We start from the raw sequence: 17,716 nt of genomic DNA, 5'->3' as shown, positions 1-17,716 counted from the left end.
GGAGTGAATAACTTGAACCTAAGAATTCAACAAGACTGCTCTAATATCGATTGGGAGTGGGTTAGAGCCACGTTAAAACGGGTGAATATGGCTTACTTCAATGCGGAAATTCACAAGAAGGCTTTTGAGAACAGTTATGCCGTCGTTTTTATCTTTGATGAAGACAAGCTGATCGGTTTGGGTCGAGCCTTGTCTGATGGGGCTTATCAAGCGACTCTTTACGATATAGCTGTGCTGCCAGAGTTTCAAGGACAAGGGATAGGGCGCTTACTCGTCGAAAATCTTCTTGCTCGTTTACCGAAGTGCAATGTCATTCTTTATGCTGCGGTGGGTAAAGAGGAATTTTATCAAAAGCTTGGTTTTAAACGCTTAAAAACGGGAATGGGAATGTTCTTAAATCAAAAGCTCATGCAACAGAAAGGATTCACAGAGTAAAATGGGTGGGTTAGGTTGACAAATATTCTCGAATCAACTAGAATGTTTTAGTAAAGCAAAACTCCTTTACAGGTGGTTTGAAAAATGGAACGTTTTGCAGAAATGGCATTACTCGCTGATTTCTACGGTCCGCTTCTTACAGAAAAGCAGCGGTATATATGGGATCTTCATTATGACCAGGACCTATCTCTAGTGGAAATCGCCTCTACAGAGGACATTAGCCGCCAAGCCGTTTATGATTTACTCAAGCGAACCGAAAAAATCTTACGCGATTATGAAGCGAAGCTTGGCTTAGTTCAGCGCTTTTTGTTAGAGCAAGGAAAACTAAGCGAAGTTAGGGAACAGTTGCAGGTGTTTGCTAAGGTGGATTTTGCAAATCCCAAAGCTTGGGAAAACTATCAACAGATTCGCAAGCAGCTCAATGATGTGTTTAATGTAATGGAATCCTCCTAGAAAGCGGGGACAGGTATGTTTCAAGGATTAAGTGATAAACTTCAAGAAACCTTTAAACGCTTAAAAGGAAAAGGAAAGCTCACGGAAGAAGACGTCAGTGAAGCAATGCGCGAAGTGCGGATGGCTTTACTTGAAGCCGACGTGAACTATAAAGTGGTTAAAGAGTTCGTGGCCAAGGTTAAGGAACGGTCCATTGGACAGGAAGTTCTGGAATCCTTGTCTCCAGCTCAACACGTTATTAAGATTGTTAATGAAGAAATGGTTGCCTTAATGGGCAGCGTTTCAAGCAAAATTAATATTTCCTCCAAACCGCCAACGGTGATTCTTTTGGTTGGTTTGCAAGGAGCAGGTAAAACAACGCACGCGGCTAAGTTAGCGACCTTGCTTAAGAAACAGGGAAAACACCCCCTGATGGTTGCTTGCGATATATATCGACCGGCTGCCGTAAAACAACTCCAAGTTTTGGGAGAGCAGATCAAGGTTCCGGTCTTTTCCATAGATGGGGAGAACCCAGTGAAAATTGCTCAAGAGAGTATTCGCCACGCCAATAGTCAGGGCCAAGATGTCGTGATTATTGATACAGCCGGGCGGTTGCATATCAATGAAGAACTGATGGGTGAGTTGCGCGATATTAAAGCTACCGTTAGACCTCATGAAATTCTACTTGTTGTTGATGCAATGACGGGGCAGGATGCAGTGAATGTCGCGGAGAGTTTTCATAGTGAACTCGGGGTTGATGGCATTATCCTCACTAAACTTGATGGAGATACACGGGGTGGAGCTGCTCTTTCCATTAAGGCTGTAACCGGTTGTCCCATAAAATTCGCAGGTATTGGGGAAAAAATGGAGGCGCTCGAGCCCTTCTATCCGGAGCGTATGGCTTCTCGAATTTTAGGGATGGGTGATGTTCTTACCCTGATTGAAAAAGCCCAATCCGCTTTTGATGAGAAACAAGCCCGAGAAATGGAGCAAAAACTGCGCAAGCAGGAATTTACGCTCGATGATTTTTTGGATCAAATGCAGCAGATTAAGAAAATGGGCCCTCTGTCCTCGATTCTTGAAATGATTCCTGGAGTAGGAAAACAGCTCAAAGATGTGCAGATCGATGAGAAAGATACAGCTCACGTCGAAGCGATTATTCGTTCCATGACAACGGAGGAGCGCCGCAAACCGGCAATTATTAAAGATTCCCGTAAACGACGGATTGCTAAGGGGAGCGGGACGAGCATTCAAGAAGTGGGACGCTTGATTAAACAGTTTGAACAAATGCAAAAAATGATGAAGCAATTTGCAGGCGGTATGCCTGGAATGCCCGGAATGCCCGGAATGCCTGGAATGGGGATGCTTGGGGCTAAAGGGAAAAAAGGAAAGAAGGGTAAAAAACCCGGTTTTAAGTTTCCTTTTGGACAATAAGATTACCCGTTAAGAACGTTATTTTTCTCCCTTGGAGAATTAATATTATGAAATGATCAAGTACTCTTTTGAGGAGGTGAATAGAGTATGGCAACTAAAATTCGTTTACGCCGTTTGGGTGCTAAAAAGAATCCGTTTTACCGTTTAGTCGTAGCTGATTCTAACGCTCCCCGTGACGGACGTTTTATTGAAGAAATTGGCTATTATGATCCGACGAAGAATCCGGCAATCATGAAAATTGATGAGGAAAAAGTCCTCCAATGGCTGGCTACCGGTGCTCAACCTTCGGATACTGCTAAATCTTTGCTTCGTAAAGCCGGTATTATGGCTAAATTCCACGAATCTAAAAAGTAAGTGGATGGTTGGGGGTGGTTCCTGTGAAGGAACTCGTAGAAGTCCTCGCAATGGCTTTAGTTGATCACCCAGACCAAGTCCAGGTCGCTCAAACCGATTCGGAGAGAGCTGTTCATTTGCAATTGACGGTCGCTCCGGAAGATATGGGCAAGGTTATTGGAAAACAGGGTAAAATCGCTAATGCCATTCGTACAATCGTGAAAGCAGCTGCAGTAAAAGATGGACGTAGAGTTCATGTCGACATTGATCAGTAACGTTAAGAAGGGCTTTAAGCCCTTTTTGACGTTAGAGTACTTATTAAAGCATAGCGTTCTCTTTAGGGAAGGAGAGTCTTTCTGAATGAATGAGGTTCTAATCGGTGAAGTGATTAAATCGCATGGTGTTCAAGGTGAGCTTAAAGTATATCCCATTACTGACAATCCGCAGCGGTTCAAAAAGCTGGATAGGGTTTCCCTCGAGCAAAAGGGAGTGACGCGATCCTTCAAAATTCTGAAAGCCCGAGTCCATCAGGATGAGGTCTATTTAACCTTGGAGGGAATCGAGACCCGGGAAGAGGCGGATAAACTTCGGGGTTCAGCAGTGAAAATCGATCGAGCCGATGTACCTCCACTGAAGGAAGGCTGGTACTACTTCGAACTAGAAGGAATGCAAGTGTTTGAAGGTGAGATTTGCCTTGGTGTTTTAACCCAGGTTATTGAAACAGGCGCAAATGATGTTTACCTCGTTAAAGGGGAACAAAGAGAAATCTGTGTTCCTGCACTGAAAAGTGTTGTTAAGAAGGTTGATGTTCCTGGACGCAGAATGGAGGTAGAGCTACCTCCTGGTCTCCTGGAGGATGAATCTCAATGATGAAATTTACGGTTCTTACGTTATTCCCAGAAATGTTTGCTCCTTTGCAGGAAAGCATTTTAAAGAGAGCGCAAGATAATGAGCTGATCAACATAGCGCTTATTAATTTCCGGGATTATGCCCTAAGTAAACATAAAAATGTAGATGATGTTCCGTATGGAGGTGGAGCAGGGATGGTTTTAAAGCCAGAACCGCTCTATGCTGCCGTGCGTGATCTTCCACTGGCTCAAGGCCAGCGTCGGATTATCATGCTGACTCCGCAGGGTCAAGTTTTTAATCAGAAACGAGCTCAAAACTGGAGCAGTGCGGATGAGCTTGTTTTTATATGTGGGCATTATGAGGGCTTTGATGAGCGGATTCGTTCTCTGGCTGATGAGGAAGTTTCGTTAGGAGATTTTGTTTTAACTGGAGGAGAACTTGCGGCGATGGTCATGATCGATGCGGTAGCTCGTCTCCTACCAGGGGTACTTGGCGAGAGTGCTTCCTTCGAAGAAGACTCGCATAGTGCAGGTTTGTTGGAGTATCCGCAATATACTCGCCCATCTGTCTTTGAAGGAATGGAAGTCCCTGAAGTATTGCTCTCCGGTCATCATGCACGAATTGAAGCTTGGCGACGTAAAGAATCTCTCCGGAGGACTTTCTTAATACGCCCAGATATGATTCCGAATATCAAGTTTTTGCCTGGAGATTATTCTCTTCTCGAGGAACTCGCTGAGGAATATCCGGAGATTAGGAAGGAACACGCTCGGTGGGAGCATCTTAAGCCTAAGCCTAAACGAAATAGGAGGAAGTTGAATGGGTGACTTGTATATCGCCTTGATTCATGCACCAGTTTATAATAAGAACATGGAAACGATCGCAACTTCGATCACGAATTTGGATATCCATGACATAGCTCGGAGTGCGACAACATTTGGGGCGAAGCGTTATTATATCGTTCACCCGGCTGAAGCACAGAGGGCATTGGCTGGACGAATTATGGGGTATTGGCAAGAAGGCTTCGGGTCGGAGTATAATCAGAATCGCCAGGAAGCTTTTTCTCGGGTACGTCTAGCGTTCGATATATCTGAAGTTGAAGCGGACATCGCGCAGGAGCAGGGGCGAAAAGCATTAAAAGTAGCTACAGATGCCCATCAAAATCCTAATACGACTAGCTATCCTGCACTTAGACAACGCATTGAAGAGACGGATGACCCGGTCCTGCTTCTTTTTGGAACGGGCTGGGGCTTGATTCACGATGTGTTGGAGAGTTGTGACCTGATTCTGGATCCGGTATATGGCCCGGGAGAATGGAATCACCTTTCTGTTCGATCCGCTGCCTCGATTATTCTTGATCGACTTCGAGGACACTGATAAGAATATTTTTTATGGTTGCGAGCTTGCAAACCATATGCTAAAATATATACTGACGTATGATGGATGGTCCGCTCGCTGTTTAGAAGTCGTTTAAACCGGCTCAGTGATGAACATCTAAGCAAGGAAGGGGGGAATTTAAATGGATTATATTCGCATGATTGAAGAAGAACAGATGAAAAAGGATCTTCCTACCTTCCGTCCCGGAGATACTGTACGTGTTCACGTTAAAGTCGTGGAAGGAACTCGGGAACGTATTCAGGCTTTTGAAGGCGTCGTCATCAAAGTGAAAGGTGGCGGACTTCGCGAAACCTTTACGGTACGTCGTGTTACTTATGGCGTCGGTGTGGAAAGAACTTTCCCACTCCACTCTCCTCGAATCGACAAGATTGAGGTCGTTCGCCACGGTAAAGTGCGTCGCGCTAAATTGTATTATCTCCGTCAGCTTTCCGGTAAGGCTGCTCGGATTCGCGATCGTCGCTAGTTTAAAAAGGACTGGATTCATCCAGTCCTTTTTAATTGGATTTTTTTGCATTGAGACTTGGCTTTGGCCAAGTTTCTTTTTCTGGCTTGGGTCTCCAGGATAAAATTTTGAGTGTATGCTCTATAAATCCCTTGTTCATACTAAAGAGGAGTTCTTTTGAACGGGGAGGAATATTATTATGAGACAAAAGATGAGATTAGGCGGACTGACTTGGACTCTGATTGGAATTATATTGATTGGTATACTTTTGCGACTCTTTGTGTTTAAACCTTACTTAATCCCTTCAGCATCCATGGAGCCCGGCATTACGTCTGGAGATCGAATCCTAGTAAATCAACTTTCTTATCGTTTTGGAGCACCATCACGTGGAGATATTCTAGTTTTTGCATATCCTCGTGACCCAAGTCGGACGTTTGTGAAGCGCGTTATAGCGCTTGAAGGTGAAACGGTTGAATTAAAAGATAATCAGGTGTTTATCAATGGCCAATTGGTTAATGAGCCTTATTTGAAACCGGGAGATTACCCCCCATTTGGACCAGAAACGATTCCCCAGAAAAACGTTTTTGTGCTCGGCGATAATCGACGTCAGAGTGAAGATTCAAGGGAATGGGGGTTACTTCCCTATAATTATCTTATCGGTAAGGCTACGATGATTTATTATCCCTTACAGCGTATTAAATTTCTCCAGTAATAATGAGCTTCTCCATAGAATATAAGAAGTTTAGGAAGAGTTGAAGGTGTTTTCATGAGTATTCAATGGTTTCCTGGTCATATGGCAAAGGCTAAACGATTACTTTTAGATCAATTAAAGTGGGTAGATGTCGTTGTTGAACTAGGCGATGCACGTGTGCCCGAAAGTAGTCGTAATCCGCTTTTGCAACAATTGATTAAAGACAAACCCAAAATTGTCCTCTTAAATAAAGCAGATCTGGCCGACCCTCAATGGACTGATATTTGGCTTAATGAATTAAAGAAGACAAGCCCTGTTTTAGCTGTAAGTGCTACGGCAGGTTTCGGGGTTGGGAAGATTGTTCCTGAATTGGAACGACTAATGGCAGGTAAACAGGAGCGGATGGCAGCTAAAGGTGTACGTGCCAGAAGTATCCGCGCAATGGTCATTGGAATTCCCAATATTGGGAAATCTTCACTGATCAATCAACTGACTGGAAGCGCAAAAGCGAAGACAGGGAATAAGCCGGGAGTCACACGAGGCAATCAATGGATTCGCATCCATGATAAAGTAGAACTTATGGATACACCGGGTTTGCTTTGGCCTAAATTTGAAGATCCAGAAGTGGGAAATAAACTCGCCGCGACAGGCACTATTCGGGATGAGGTACTCAATCAGGAAGAGCTCTCCGAGTGGTTGCTAATGCAGCTTAAAGCATATTATCCGACTTCTTTAGAGCGGTATACACAAGAACCAGCTCAATTGACGCTTGAAGGTATCGGGCGAAGTCGGGGATGTTTAATTAAAGGAGGACAAGTGGATATCCTTAAAGCGTCCCAAATTTTTTTGCGTGAATTTCGAGCGGGTGCTCTGGGGAAAATGACGTTGGACCGTATATAACATATTTATATAGTAATATAGAAATTTAATATATTATAATTTTGTATACAAAAAAGGGAAGTAACATTTGACGTCGAATTCAATAATATTGGGGAAAGAAGAGAAGTCCATTGAAACAATTGTCTCAATTGAGCATTCGTGAGGTGGAAGATATCATGAAGTCGGAACCATCCGAGGAATTTTTAGAGCTCTGCGTTCAAGATTCTAGAGAAGGGATTCGGCGTCTTGTTGCGCGCCACCGTAAGCACGATTTGGCACAAAGGGCAGAGAAGCAGAGAATTGAAGGCCTGCTCGCAGAAGAAAAAGGACTTTGGGAAAAAGGTTTTCTCTATGTTGCGGGGATTGATGAAGTGGGACGGGGACCCCTAGCAGGCCCGGTTATGGCTGCTGCCTGTATTCTCCCTGCTCGATTTGATTTGCCAGGGCTCAATGACTCAAAAAAATTATCAGAGAGTAGAAGAGAAAAACTATTTGAGCAAATTAAAAGTCAAGCTTTGGGGTATGCTATTGGAAGTGCAGAATCGGCCGAAATCGATGTGCTTAATATTTTACAAGCGACGAAACTAGCGATGAAGCGAGCTGTAGAAGATTTAAGAATACGTCCTCAGTTCTTGTTGATTGACGCTTTGGAATTGACCCAGATTAAGATTCCCCAGAAGGGAATTATTAGGGGTGATTCTCTTAGCGCGAGTATTGCGGCAGCGTCGATATTGGCGAAGGTTACCCGTGATCGTTGGATGGTTGAACTCCATAAGATATATCCAGAATATGGGTTTGACCGAAACAAAGGGTACGGAACAAAAGAACATTTAGAGGCGCTCAAAGTATACGGCCCGTGTCCTATTCACCGCCGAAGCTTTTCTCCTGTGGAGGAAAAGACATCAGTTAGCTGAATTTAAGCTAAAACTCAGAATATTTATGAATTAAGCCTGATCATTGACGCGTATGAATGATTATGGCAAAATGAGTTTGGCTTATTGAAATAATTTATTATTTTTAAGGAGGGGGGGTAAGGAAGATGTCCGATAATTTTGCTGCTGTAGGTATTTTTCTCATTGGAGCAATTGCACTTAATCTAATCATGATGGCGTTGCCAAAACTAGTTGCTCCAAATAAACCGCACGCAGAAAAACTCAAACCCGTTGAAAGTGGTAATGAGACCATTGGGCGAACATGGTTAGGATTCAAAAGTAATTACTTCCTTTATGCAATTGTTTTTACAGCATTCGATGTAGAAACGGTATTCCTTTATCCTTGGGCATTATCGTTCCAAAAGCTGGGAACCTTTGCCTTTGTTGAAATGTTTGTATTTATTACAATTCTACTCCTTGGTTTCTGGTACGCATGGAAAGAAGGTGCTTTAGAGTGGATGTAGCAAAAGAGAAGGAGATGCGCGAGGCCGAATTGATGGCTGAAAAAAATGCCGTGGTCACCAATATTGACAAGGCGCTGAATTGGGCTCGAGGGCATTCTTTTTGGCCAGTAACTTTCGGCTTGGCCTGCTGCGCAATTGAAATGATGTCAACGGGTGGACCTCGCTTTGACCTCGCTCGTTTTGGATGGGAAGTCTTCCGTGCTTCACCACGTCAGGCGGATGTACTGATCGTTGCAGGAACATGTACCCGTAAAATGGCTCCCTTACTTCGTCGAGTTTATGATCAAATACCTGAGCCGAAGTGGGTTATTGCCATGGGTAGCTGTGCAAGTGGTGGAGGTCCTTTCGTAGATTCTTATGCCATGAATACTGGTGTGGATAAGGTTGTTCCGGTTGATGTCTATATTCCGGGTTGTCCTCCGCGTCCAGAATCCTTAATCTTTGGGTTGTTGCAACTTCAACAAAAAGTTAGCTACCCAGCTAAGGTGAGGTTAATGAAACATGGAAAATAAAGAGATTTTAAGAAAACGTGTTGACGAATTAGCGGCTCGCGTTGGCGGAGAAGTGGAAGAAGGAATAGGTACCTTGGTCTTAAAGATCCAGGCTACCTATATTGCGGAAGTCTTGACTGCGGCCAAGAGTTTCGAAGGGGTTCCTTGTGATTTTCTCCACGACTTAGGTGGAGTAGATGGCGGAGATCACTTTGAAGTGGTTTATCACTTAACAAGTTGGAATGGCCCACAAAAACTCAGAGTCAAAGCGATTCTCGATCATGAAAACCCCGTTATTGATTCGGTCACTCGGATTTGGGCGGGCGCGAATTTTATGGAACGTGAAGCTTATGATATGTTTGGTATCCAGTTCAAAGGTCATCCCAATTTAAAACGGATTTATATGTGGGATGATTTTGAAGGATTCCCGTTACGTAAGGATTATGTCATAGAATCAGAAGAAGTCCGCGATATCACGCGTGTACGAACGGAAAATGAATAGGGGGGGTTGAACCGTGGCGGAAGCAAAAACCGAAGAACTTATTCTTAACATGGGCCCCCAGCACCCGAGTATGCACGGTGTGTTTCGGATGGTCATTCATCTAGAGGGCGAAATTGTAACCAAAATTGAACCTAAATTGGGTTATCTGCATCGCGGTATTGAGAAATTAGCTGAAGGTCGCACTTATACCCAAGTTATCCCTTATATGGATCGTTTAGATTACCTTGCATCGCCCCACAACGAAATGGGTTACGTTCAAGCGGTCGAGAAACTCATGGGACTTGAGATTCCTGAACGGGCAGAGTTTCTACGTGTCATCTATGCTGAATTAGCTCGTATTGCCAGTCATCAGGTATTTATTGCGAGTGCAGCACTCGATATAGCGGGTTGGACAACTTGGGGATATCCTTTCCGTGATCGAGAAAGAATTCTGGACATCTACGAAATGATTTCTGGAAACCGAATGACCACGAATATGATGCGAATTGGTGGAGTAAGCTCCGAGCCTCCTGCAGAGTTTTGGCCAGCGCTAAAATCGTTCCTGGAAGATTTCCCAGATATGCTCGAAGAATATTATGGCATTTACCTGGGTAATGAAATTGCAATGGGTAGAATGAAGCATGTAGGAATACTGTCAAAGGAAGTGGCCCAAAATCTCTCACTGACGGGTCCAGTCATTCGTGCTTCAGGAATTGATTATGATGTGCGTAAAGCGGAACCGTATGGAATTTATGATCGCTTTGATTTTAAGGTTCCTGTACTTCACGGTTGCGATTCCTATGACCGAAATATGATCCGTATTTATGAAATGCAAGAGAGTGCCAAGATTATTCAACAAGCGATGGAGAATATTCCAGATGGACCGGTTATCGCCAAAGTACCCAAATTGATTAAGCCGCCTGTTGGGGAAGTTTATCATCGTGTTGAAAATCCCAAAGGTGAATTAGGCTTTTATATTGTAAGTGATGGTTCTCCAAAACCTGCCCGGTTAAGAATCCGTACAGGAACGTTTATCAACATTCAGGTGTTAAACGAAATTTGTATAGGCTCAAATATCCAAGATCTTGTCGTCAATTTTGCGACCTTGGATGCCGTACTCGGAGAAGTGGATAAGTAGAAATACTCTCAACGAGGGGAGAATATGATGGAAGCTTTAAATCAAATACCACTGACTATTGCAGCTGCCATCCGCGGTTTGTTTACAGATCCCCAGTCTATTTGGGCGGACTTAACAATGACAATTATTGGGCTAATCGCGGTTATTGTCATTATTGTTCTAGCAGCATTGGTTCTCATTCTGGTAGAACGGAAAATTGCGGGTTGGGCGTCTCTAAGACCGGGCCCGAATCGCTTAGGCCCCCGGGGATGGTTTCAAACTATTGCTGATGCGTTAAAGCTAATCGGTAAGGAAGATATAACTCCTGCTGGAGCAGATCGCTTTCTCTTTAAAGTGGCTCCAATGATTGTCTTTGCACTTCCTTTGATGACCTTAGCCGTTATCCCTTATGGAAAAGGGATGGCGCCAATCGATCTTGATCTCGGTGTAATCTATTTCTTAGCAATGTCTTCAATTTCCACGATTGCCTTTTTGATTGCAGGGTGGGCCTCAAATAACAAATTCTCTTTGATCGGTGGTTTACGGGCTGTCGCTCAAATGATTAGTTATGAAATCCCCCTTATCTTCTCCTTACTAGGGGTAGTAATGATCACCCAATCGTTTAACCTTAGCAACATTGTTGAGTCTCAAAGCTATGTTCCGTTTATCTTCTTACAACCACTCGCTTTTGTGATCTATGTGATTGCAAGTATTGCTGAAGTCAACCGTGCTCCGTTTGACCTTGTAGAAGCAGATCAGGAAATTCTTGCGGGTCCGATGACAGAGTATACTGGTTTACGCTGGGGGTTATTCTTCCTTGGTGAGTATGGAAATATGACTGCGGTTTGCGCTTTGGCGACTACCATGTTTTTAGGTGGCTGGCAAGGTCCGGCTTTCCTACCCGGTTGGGTTTGGTTCTGGTTGAAAACCGGCGTTCTCATCTTCTTTATGATGTGGGTTCGTTGGACATTCCCACGGATCAAAATTGACCAGTTAATGCATTTCGCATGGAAAGTCTTGTTGCCGCTCTCGCTTCTCAACATCGTACTTACGGGACTGGGAATCTATATTTACCAGCTCGTGATTGGAGGGTGACAGAGTGTTATTTGGTAAAGGACTTTTTACAGGACTAAATATTACGTTTAAGAAAATGTTGAAACCCAATGTTACCGAATTTTATCCTGAGACAAAACCCGAACTTCCTACAACGGTTCGTAGTTCGATGGGACTTGACCCGGATAAATGTATTTCCTGCATGATGTGTGCGAATGCTTGTCCGAACAAAGTTATTGCCATTAATAGTGAAAAGGATGAAGAAACGAAGAAAAAAGTTTTGAAATCCTACGAGATGAACCTTGGACGTTGTTTATTTTGCGGTTTATGTACTGAGGCTTGCCCAACTAAGGCTTTGACGTTGACGCAGGAATATGAAAACGCAGTTTATTATCCTGAACATTTGAAATGGGATATGATCGAGCGTTCGAAGCGAAACAGGAAGGAGGGCACCGAATGAGCACGATGGCGACGGTTGTATTCTTCATTTTCGCGATCATAGCAGTTTCAGCTGCTTGGGGAGTCGTTACCTCAAAGAATATTGTACACAGTGCCCTTTTCCTCGCACTATCCTTTTTAGGAGTGGCTGTACTCTATGTTCTATTAAATGCTGAGTTCCTAGCAGCAGCACAAATTCTAGTGTATGCAGGAGCAGTATCCATTCTGGTTATTTTTGCGGTCATGTTGACCTTACGTGGCGATGTAGCCGTAAGCAACCCGAACACGAGTAAATGGACTTGGGGAGTCTGCGTTGCTGGATTACTCTTTGCTCTAATCGCTTTAGTCATTCTTACGAATGAAAGTTGGCGGATTCTACCTTTGGCACCCGCTGCGGGTGGAACAATTGATCTTTCTGCTTTGCTTTTTCAGTGGTATATGGTCCCCTTTGAAGCGGCGGCCTTCCTCTTGACGATTGCTTTAATCGGTGCTGTGATCCTTGCGAAAGGAGTGGAAGAGCATAAATGAACATTAGTGTAGGACTTTCAACGTATCTCCTTGTCGGGGCAATGCTTTTCTGTATTGGATTATATGGGGTTTTTTCTAAAAGAAATCTCATAGCAGTCCTGATGTCAATCGAATTGATGCTCAACGCTGTGAATATTAACTTTATTGCCTTTAGTCGGTTTACGCCCTGGACAAATTCGGCCATCAATCCCTTAATTGGCCAAGTCGCGGCTTTATTTGTCATCGTTGTCGCTGCAGCTGAAGTCGCGGTCGGACTTGCTCTAGTCATCACGATTTTCCGTAATCGTCAGACGACTAATGTTGATGACCTCAACTGGCTGAAGTGGTAGAGAGTCTATGGAGAAGGTAGGTGTTCAAGGAAATGCATAATCTCTTTCAATGGGCATGGTTAATCCCATTCTTGCCCTTTCTCTCGTTTCTCATCATTGCCTTTATCACGAAGCGCTCCAAAGGACTGTCTTCCACAATCTCAATCCTAGCGATTCTTACATCTTTAGGCTTAGCCATAGGTATAGGCATAGGTGTAATTTCCTCTGGGACAGAAGTGGTTGAAAATCCTGTAATGAGTACCGTGAACTGGCTGAGTATCGGTGGTCTTAAAATTGATTTCGGAACCTTAATCGATCCGATCAGTGCGATGATGCTCTTTGTGGTTACACTTGTAGCTTCGATGGTACAAATTTATTCGCTTGGTTATATGCATGGGGACAAAGGGTTCTCTCGTTACTATGCTTATCAATCCTTGTTTGCGGCTTCAATGTTAGGTTTAGTTTTAGCAACGAACCTCCTGCAGCTGTTTGTTTTTTGGGAGTTGGTAGGTCTTTGTTCCTATCTGTTAATCGGATATTATTATTTCAAAGTTTCGGCACGTGAAGCTGCTAAAAAAGCATTCATTACAACACGTGTTGGGGATGTTGGACTGCTTTTGGGAATTTTGTTCCTATACAAGCAATTCGGTACGTTAGATTTCTATGGTGCTGGTTCCTTGTCTGCCCAAATGGCGACAAACTTCCAAGATTTCGCCTTAATTGGCAGCGTAAGTTACCTGACAATTATGGCTATCCTTGTGTTTATTGGACCGATCGGAAAATCCGGTCAGTTCCCACTTCACGTTTGGTTGCCAGATGCAATGGAAGGCCCTACGCCGGTAAGTGCTTTGATCCATGCAGCGACCATGGTTGTTGCAGGGGTATATTTGGTTGCTCGGATGTACTTCCTCTTTGATCATGCATCTCCTGTTGCTCTTCAATTCATTGCAGGATTGGGTGCCTTTACAGCAATTTTTGCAGCCACAATTGCTATCGCCCAGGATGATATTAAGCGGATTCTCGCTTATTCGACCTTAAGTCAACTGGGTTATATGATGTTTGCTTTAGGAGTTGGAGCCTTGACGGCCTCTATGTTCCACCTAATGACACATGCTTTCTTTAAAGCGTTGATGTTCCTTGGAGCAGGATCAGTTATTCATGCCCTTCATGAAAAGCAAAACATTTGGGACATGGGCGGTCTGTATAAGAAAATGCCCATTACCACGGTTACCTTTGCGATTGGTGTTTTAGCGATTTCTGGCGTTCCTCCATTTGCCGGTTTCTTCTCGAAAGACGAAATCCTTGCAGCAGCCTTGAATAATGGCCATCCTGTTATTTATGCTGTAGGTTTGTTCACGGCTTTCTTGACCGCGTTTTATATGAGTCGACTTTTCTTTGTCGCTTTTATGGGTGATGCAAAACCCGAAAATCATCCTCATGAATCTCCAAAATCAATGACCATACCGCTTATGATTTTGGCTTTCTTCAGCGTTGTGGGTGGTTGGGCTGCTCTTCCTGAGCATAATTTTGCTTACTTTGTTCATTATGGAGAATTTGAGCATGAAGCTATGAACTGGGGTTTAGCGGGTATATCGGTAATCGCTGGACTTTTGGGAATTGGGCTAGCTTATACTGTCTATATGAAAAAAGCGATTAAAGCAGATGATGTTGTTGCTCGTTTTCCAGGAGTCTACAAGATTCTGAAGAACAAATACTATATCGATGAGATTTACCAATGGCTTATTACTATGGTTATGGATGGATTCGTTGCTAAAGTGCTCTACTGGTTTGATCTCTATATCATTGATGGAATTATCAACGGTATTGCCCTGACTGTCCGTGGCGCTGCAAGTGGTTTACGTCGTACATCGACAGGACAACTACAAACGTACGCTTTGGTGTTTTTCTTTGCTGTAGTCGTATTCTATCTCGTCTTTGCGGTGGGAGAAGGACAACTTTCAGCTCTTAATCCCTTAGCGATGCTAGGAGGTGTGAAATAATGTCTAACTCCTATATTCTACTCATGACGTTACTTGCGCCAATCCTTGCGCTGTTAGTTATTGTTTTCCTTCCGAGAGAAGAATCGAAGACGATTAAAATTGTAGCAGCCTTGGGCACCTTTATTTCACTGGCTCTTTCGATTTTTCTATTCTTCGCGTATAACAAAGCTGCTGGTGGAATGCAGTTCACGATGACGATTCCTTGGGTTCGTGATATCGGAGTGAATCTTGGTTTCGGCGTGGATGGGATTAGTCTACCCATGCTTCTCCTAACCAACTTGATCGGCTTTACGGCTGTGTATTCCTCGTGGAATACGGATAAGCGGGTTAAAGATTTCTTTGTTCTCCTCCTTATCTTAATCACTGGGGTTATGGGAACGTTTATTGCGACTGACCTGTTCATTTTCTTCCTTTGCTATGAAATCGTGGTTATCCCGATCTATATTATGGTTATTATCTGGGGTTCCGATAAACGAGTCAGCAAAGAATATGCAGGGATGAAACTAACGATTTACCTTTTGATCGGGTCTGCTTTCATGCTCGTTGCGATGGTTGCGCTTTATCTTAATGCGTCACATCAGTTGGCTGCATTAGGACAAGGTCCGACATTTATGTTTGCGCAGCTTGCACAGCTTCATTATGATCAGAACTTCCAGATTCTTGTTTTCGGCTTGTTCCTGTTTGGTTTTGGATCGTTGATATCCATGTTCCCGTTCCATTCTTGGTCTCCTGATGGATATGCTGGTGCTCCAACAGCAGTCAGTATGATCCATGCTGGTGTCCTTAAGAAAATTGGGGGCTATGGGTTAATTCGTTTAGGCTTGATGGTACTTCCTTTAGGGGCAAGGTTCTGGGCTCCAATCATTGCAGTCTTGGCCATCGTGAACATCCTTTACGCAGCCATTATTGCCTTGGCCCAAAAAGACTTAAAGTATGTTGTTGGATATTCGTCCGTCAGTCACATGGGGAATGTTTTACTGGCTATAGCAGCTCTTAATGTGACGAGTATTGATGGTGCGGTGGCCATGATGTTCGCTCATGGTGTTATGGCAGCGCTCTTCTTCTCCATGATCGGGTTTATCTATGAGAAGACGCATACTCGGAATATTGCAGATCTTGGGGGACTTGCTCATCAAATGCCCCGCTTAGCTACTGGTTTCTTAATTGCAGGTATGGCAGGTCTGGGTCTTCCAGGAACAGTGAACTTTATCGCTGAGTTTACCATCTTTAACGGTGTTGCTAAAGTGATGCCCGCACAAGCCGTCTTTGGAGTGATCGGGATTGTCTTTACCGCAGTGTACACCTTGCGTGTAATTGCGAACGTTCTGTTCGGACCTCGACGTTCCGAGTGGGATCATCTCAAGGATATCCGTGGAGCTGAACTTGTGCCGGTTATCGTCTTAGTCCTTGTCATATTTGCAACGGGGATGTTCCCGAACAGTCTTTTCCAACTTATTGATTCTGGGGTTTATTCCTCAGGTCTAGTCAAGGTGCTTGAAACTGTGGGTCAGGCGACGATTGGAGGGTTGTTCTAATGATGGATCTCAATTTCGCTTTACTCACTCCGGAAATCATCATGGCAGTACTGAGCCTTGGGCTATTAGTTATCGGCCTTCTGATCCCGCCAGGTGAGAGAAAAGGAATGTTCCCATTAACCGTTTTTGCTTTGCTGGGAACACTCGCCTATACGTTCTATGATTTCTTTTATGGAGAACGAGCAGCCTTCCTTCAAGGGATGTACATGCATGACCAATTCGCAGTGTACTTTAAAATCTTATTTTTGATTGCTGCGTTGCTGGTCGTACTTTCCTCGAAAGGCTATGTCAGCACATTGCCTGTTCATCGTGGTGAATTTTATCCTCTAATTATGGCGGCAGCCTTGGGTATGATGCTCATGGCAGGTGCCAGTGATTTAATCACCATGTATATCGGGCTTGAGCTTATGACGATTACTTTCTTTATTCTTGTAGGGTATCGGGTCAATGATGGCAAGGCTTCTGAGGCAGCGATTAAATATTTAGTACTGGCCTCAGCCTCGTCAGCCATTTTGCTTTACGGCATCAGTTTGATCTATGGCTTGACCGGTTCTACTCAAATGTTTATGATTGCTCAAGCTTTAGGGACGGATGTGTCGCCGGCAACTGTGTTGGCTACGGTATTCTTGCTTGCAGGTTTTGGTTTCAAGATTTCATTGATACCTTTCCATCTGTGGGCACCCGATATCTATGAGGGAGCTCCAATTCCTATTACGGCTTTTCTTGCTGTCGCATCTAAAGCTGCTGGCTTTGCGGCTTTAATTCGGTTCTATCTCCTCATGATGTATAGTCAATCGTTTGCTCAAACGGGACAAACACTGCTTTTAGTGCTTGCAGCAATCACGATGATTGTGGGTAACCTTATTGCGATTCCACAGACTAATATCAAACGGATGTTAGCATACTCCAGTATTGCGCAAGCAGGTTACATGTTAATCGGTGTTATTGCGGTAGCGACTCCTTCGGTTTCGACTTTTATTGGCGGAATTAAAGCTGTACTCTTCTACGCGATGATTTATGTTTTCGCGAATATGGGAGCCTTTACTGTTGCAACTCATGTTGAGCAAGCACAGGGAAGCTCTGAAATCAAAGATTTCGCAGGGTTAGCGAAACGATCTCCTTTAGCTGCGGTTGTAATGACTGCTTCGGTTCTATCTTTAGCTGGTATTCCTCCATTGGCAGGGTTCGTTGGTAAATTCTATCTCTTCTCGGCTGTAATGGATCAAGGGTATGTATGGATTGCTTATGTCGGATTTGTCATGAGTATGATCTCTGTTTATTACTATCTTGGTGTTGTTAAAGCTATGTTCCGGACAGAAGGGGAAGGACTACCTGATATTCCTGTACACGGATCATCAAAATTCACAATGGTGTTTACGTTAATCATCACTTTAGCTCTTGGTATTTATCCGACACCGCTTGCTCAAATGGCGATAGCGGCTGCCACGAGCTTGGTGAAATAATCCAAGTCAAACAATG

23 protein-coding genes are annotated in these 17,716 nt (G+C 43.9%); all 23 read left to right on the top strand.

Annotated elements, in window-relative coordinates:
- Nucleotides 1–12 precede the first annotated feature (12 nt).
- The 23 genes from DESME_RS11095 to DESME_RS10985 all read left to right on the top strand — a co-directional run bounded on the left by DESME_RS11095 (nt 13) and on the right by DESME_RS10985 (nt 17,700).
- Entirely contained in the window at nt 13–435 is a 423-nt protein-coding gene (locus DESME_RS11095; RefSeq protein ID WP_006718138.1) for a GNAT family N-acetyltransferase, read from the top strand.
- Between the two features lie 84 nt (nt 436–519).
- Entirely contained in the window at nt 520–888 is a 369-nt protein-coding gene (gene ylxM / locus DESME_RS11090; protein WP_006718140.1) for a YlxM family DNA-binding protein, read from the top strand.
- A 15-nt stretch (nt 889–903) separates the two neighbouring features.
- The gene (ffh, locus tag DESME_RS11085; protein WP_006718141.1) at nt 904–2,301 is read left to right on the top strand and encodes a signal recognition particle protein; all 1,398 of its coding nucleotides are present in this window, start codon (nt 904–906) and stop codon (nt 2,299–2,301) included.
- 87 nt (nt 2,302–2,388) lie between these two features.
- Nucleotides 2,389–2,655 carry a 30S ribosomal protein S16 gene (rpsP, locus tag DESME_RS11080; protein WP_006718143.1) on the top strand — a complete coding sequence of 89 codons (267 nt, stop codon included), beginning with the start codon at nt 2,389–2,391 and terminating at the stop codon, nt 2,653–2,655.
- Between the two features lie 23 nt (nt 2,656–2,678).
- A complete protein-coding gene (locus DESME_RS11075; RefSeq protein WP_006718146.1) occupies nt 2,679–2,909 on the top strand; it encodes a KH domain-containing protein in 231 nt (76 codons plus the stop codon).
- Nucleotides 2,910–2,994: 85 nt separating this feature from the next.
- A complete protein-coding gene (gene rimM, locus DESME_RS11070) occupies nt 2,995–3,504 on the top strand; it encodes a ribosome maturation factor RimM (protein ID WP_006718148.1) in 510 nt (169 codons plus the stop codon).
- Entirely contained in the window at nt 3,501–4,307 is an 807-nt protein-coding gene (gene trmD, locus DESME_RS11065; protein WP_006718150.1) for a tRNA (guanosine(37)-N1)-methyltransferase TrmD, read from the top strand. The genes rimM and trmD overlap by 4 nt, the downstream gene beginning before the upstream one ends.
- Nucleotides 4,300–4,857, top strand: coding sequence for an RNA methyltransferase (locus tag DESME_RS11060; RefSeq protein ID WP_006718152.1), 558 nt, complete (start codon nt 4,300–4,302; stop codon nt 4,855–4,857). The genes trmD and DESME_RS11060 overlap by 8 nt, the downstream gene beginning before the upstream one ends.
- Before the next feature lie 142 nt (nt 4,858–4,999).
- Complete coding sequence (rplS, locus tag DESME_RS11055; RefSeq protein WP_006718154.1) at nt 5,000–5,341, top strand: 50S ribosomal protein L19; 342 nt, start codon at nt 5,000–5,002, stop codon at nt 5,339–5,341.
- Nucleotides 5,342–5,519: 178 nt separating this feature from the next.
- Nucleotides 5,520–6,032, top strand: a complete 513-nt coding sequence (lepB, locus tag DESME_RS11050) for a signal peptidase I (protein WP_006718157.1) — start codon at nt 5,520–5,522, stop codon at nt 6,030–6,032.
- A 54-nt stretch (nt 6,033–6,086) separates the two neighbouring features.
- The gene (gene ylqF, locus DESME_RS11045; RefSeq protein ID WP_006718159.1) at nt 6,087–6,911 is read left to right on the top strand and encodes a ribosome biogenesis GTPase YlqF; all 825 of its coding nucleotides are present in this window, start codon (nt 6,087–6,089) and stop codon (nt 6,909–6,911) included.
- A 110-nt stretch (nt 6,912–7,021) separates the two neighbouring features.
- Nucleotides 7,022–7,804, top strand: a complete 783-nt coding sequence (locus DESME_RS11040; protein WP_025248779.1) for a ribonuclease HII — start codon at nt 7,022–7,024, stop codon at nt 7,802–7,804.
- 125 nt (nt 7,805–7,929) lie between these two features.
- Complete coding sequence (locus DESME_RS11035) at nt 7,930–8,286, top strand: NADH-quinone oxidoreductase subunit A (protein WP_006718163.1); 357 nt, start codon at nt 7,930–7,932, stop codon at nt 8,284–8,286.
- Nucleotides 8,277–8,798, top strand: a complete 522-nt coding sequence (locus DESME_RS11030) for an NADH-quinone oxidoreductase subunit B (RefSeq protein ID WP_006718165.1) — start codon at nt 8,277–8,279, stop codon at nt 8,796–8,798. The genes DESME_RS11035 and DESME_RS11030 overlap by 10 nt, the downstream gene beginning before the upstream one ends.
- On the top strand, nt 8,788–9,279 hold the full coding sequence (locus DESME_RS11025; RefSeq protein WP_006718168.1) for an NADH-quinone oxidoreductase subunit C: 492 nt from the start codon (nt 8,788–8,790) through the stop codon (nt 9,277–9,279). The genes DESME_RS11030 and DESME_RS11025 overlap by 11 nt, the downstream gene beginning before the upstream one ends.
- 49 nt (nt 9,280–9,328) lie before the next feature.
- On the top strand, nt 9,329–10,396 hold the full coding sequence (locus tag DESME_RS11020) for an NADH-quinone oxidoreductase subunit D (protein ID WP_242837458.1): 1,068 nt from the start codon (nt 9,329–9,331) through the stop codon (nt 10,394–10,396).
- Between the two features lie 27 nt (nt 10,397–10,423).
- Nucleotides 10,424–11,470 (top strand): NADH-quinone oxidoreductase subunit NuoH, encoded by a 1,047-nt coding sequence (gene nuoH / locus DESME_RS11015; RefSeq protein ID WP_025248778.1) that lies wholly within the window; start codon nt 10,424–10,426, stop codon nt 11,468–11,470.
- Between the two features lie 55 nt (nt 11,471–11,525).
- Complete coding sequence (locus DESME_RS11010; RefSeq protein ID WP_051414026.1) at nt 11,526–11,888, top strand: NADH-quinone oxidoreductase subunit I; 363 nt, start codon at nt 11,526–11,528, stop codon at nt 11,886–11,888.
- A complete protein-coding gene (locus tag DESME_RS11005; protein ID WP_006718176.1) occupies nt 11,885–12,394 on the top strand; it encodes an NADH-quinone oxidoreductase subunit J family protein in 510 nt (169 codons plus the stop codon). The genes DESME_RS11010 and DESME_RS11005 overlap by 4 nt, the downstream gene beginning before the upstream one ends.
- Complete coding sequence (gene nuoK / locus DESME_RS11000; RefSeq protein WP_006718178.1) at nt 12,391–12,723, top strand: NADH-quinone oxidoreductase subunit NuoK; 333 nt, start codon at nt 12,391–12,393, stop codon at nt 12,721–12,723. The genes DESME_RS11005 and nuoK overlap by 4 nt, the downstream gene beginning before the upstream one ends.
- A 20-nt stretch (nt 12,724–12,743) precedes the next feature.
- A complete protein-coding gene (gene nuoL, locus DESME_RS10995) occupies nt 12,744–14,702 on the top strand; it encodes an NADH-quinone oxidoreductase subunit L (protein WP_006718180.1) in 1,959 nt (652 codons plus the stop codon).
- Entirely contained in the window at nt 14,702–16,237 is a 1,536-nt protein-coding gene (locus tag DESME_RS10990; RefSeq protein WP_006718182.1) for a complex I subunit 4 family protein, read from the top strand. The genes nuoL and DESME_RS10990 overlap by 1 nt, the downstream gene beginning before the upstream one ends.
- Nucleotides 16,237–17,700: an NADH-quinone oxidoreductase subunit N gene (locus DESME_RS10985; protein ID WP_006718184.1), complete on the top strand. Its 1,464-nt coding sequence runs from the start codon at nt 16,237–16,239 to the stop codon at nt 17,698–17,700. The genes DESME_RS10990 and DESME_RS10985 overlap by 1 nt, the downstream gene beginning before the upstream one ends.
- The last annotated feature ends 16 nt before the right edge of the window (nt 17,701–17,716 follow it).

Origin of the sequence: Desulfitobacterium metallireducens DSM 15288, from assembly GCF_000231405.2 — a bacterium.
Lineage (GTDB): Bacteria > Bacillota > Desulfitobacteriia > Desulfitobacteriales > Desulfitobacteriaceae > Desulfitobacterium_A > Desulfitobacterium_A metallireducens.
The sequence above is the reverse complement of the archived record's forward strand: the minus strand, read 5'-3'. Positions and strand labels throughout refer to the sequence as shown.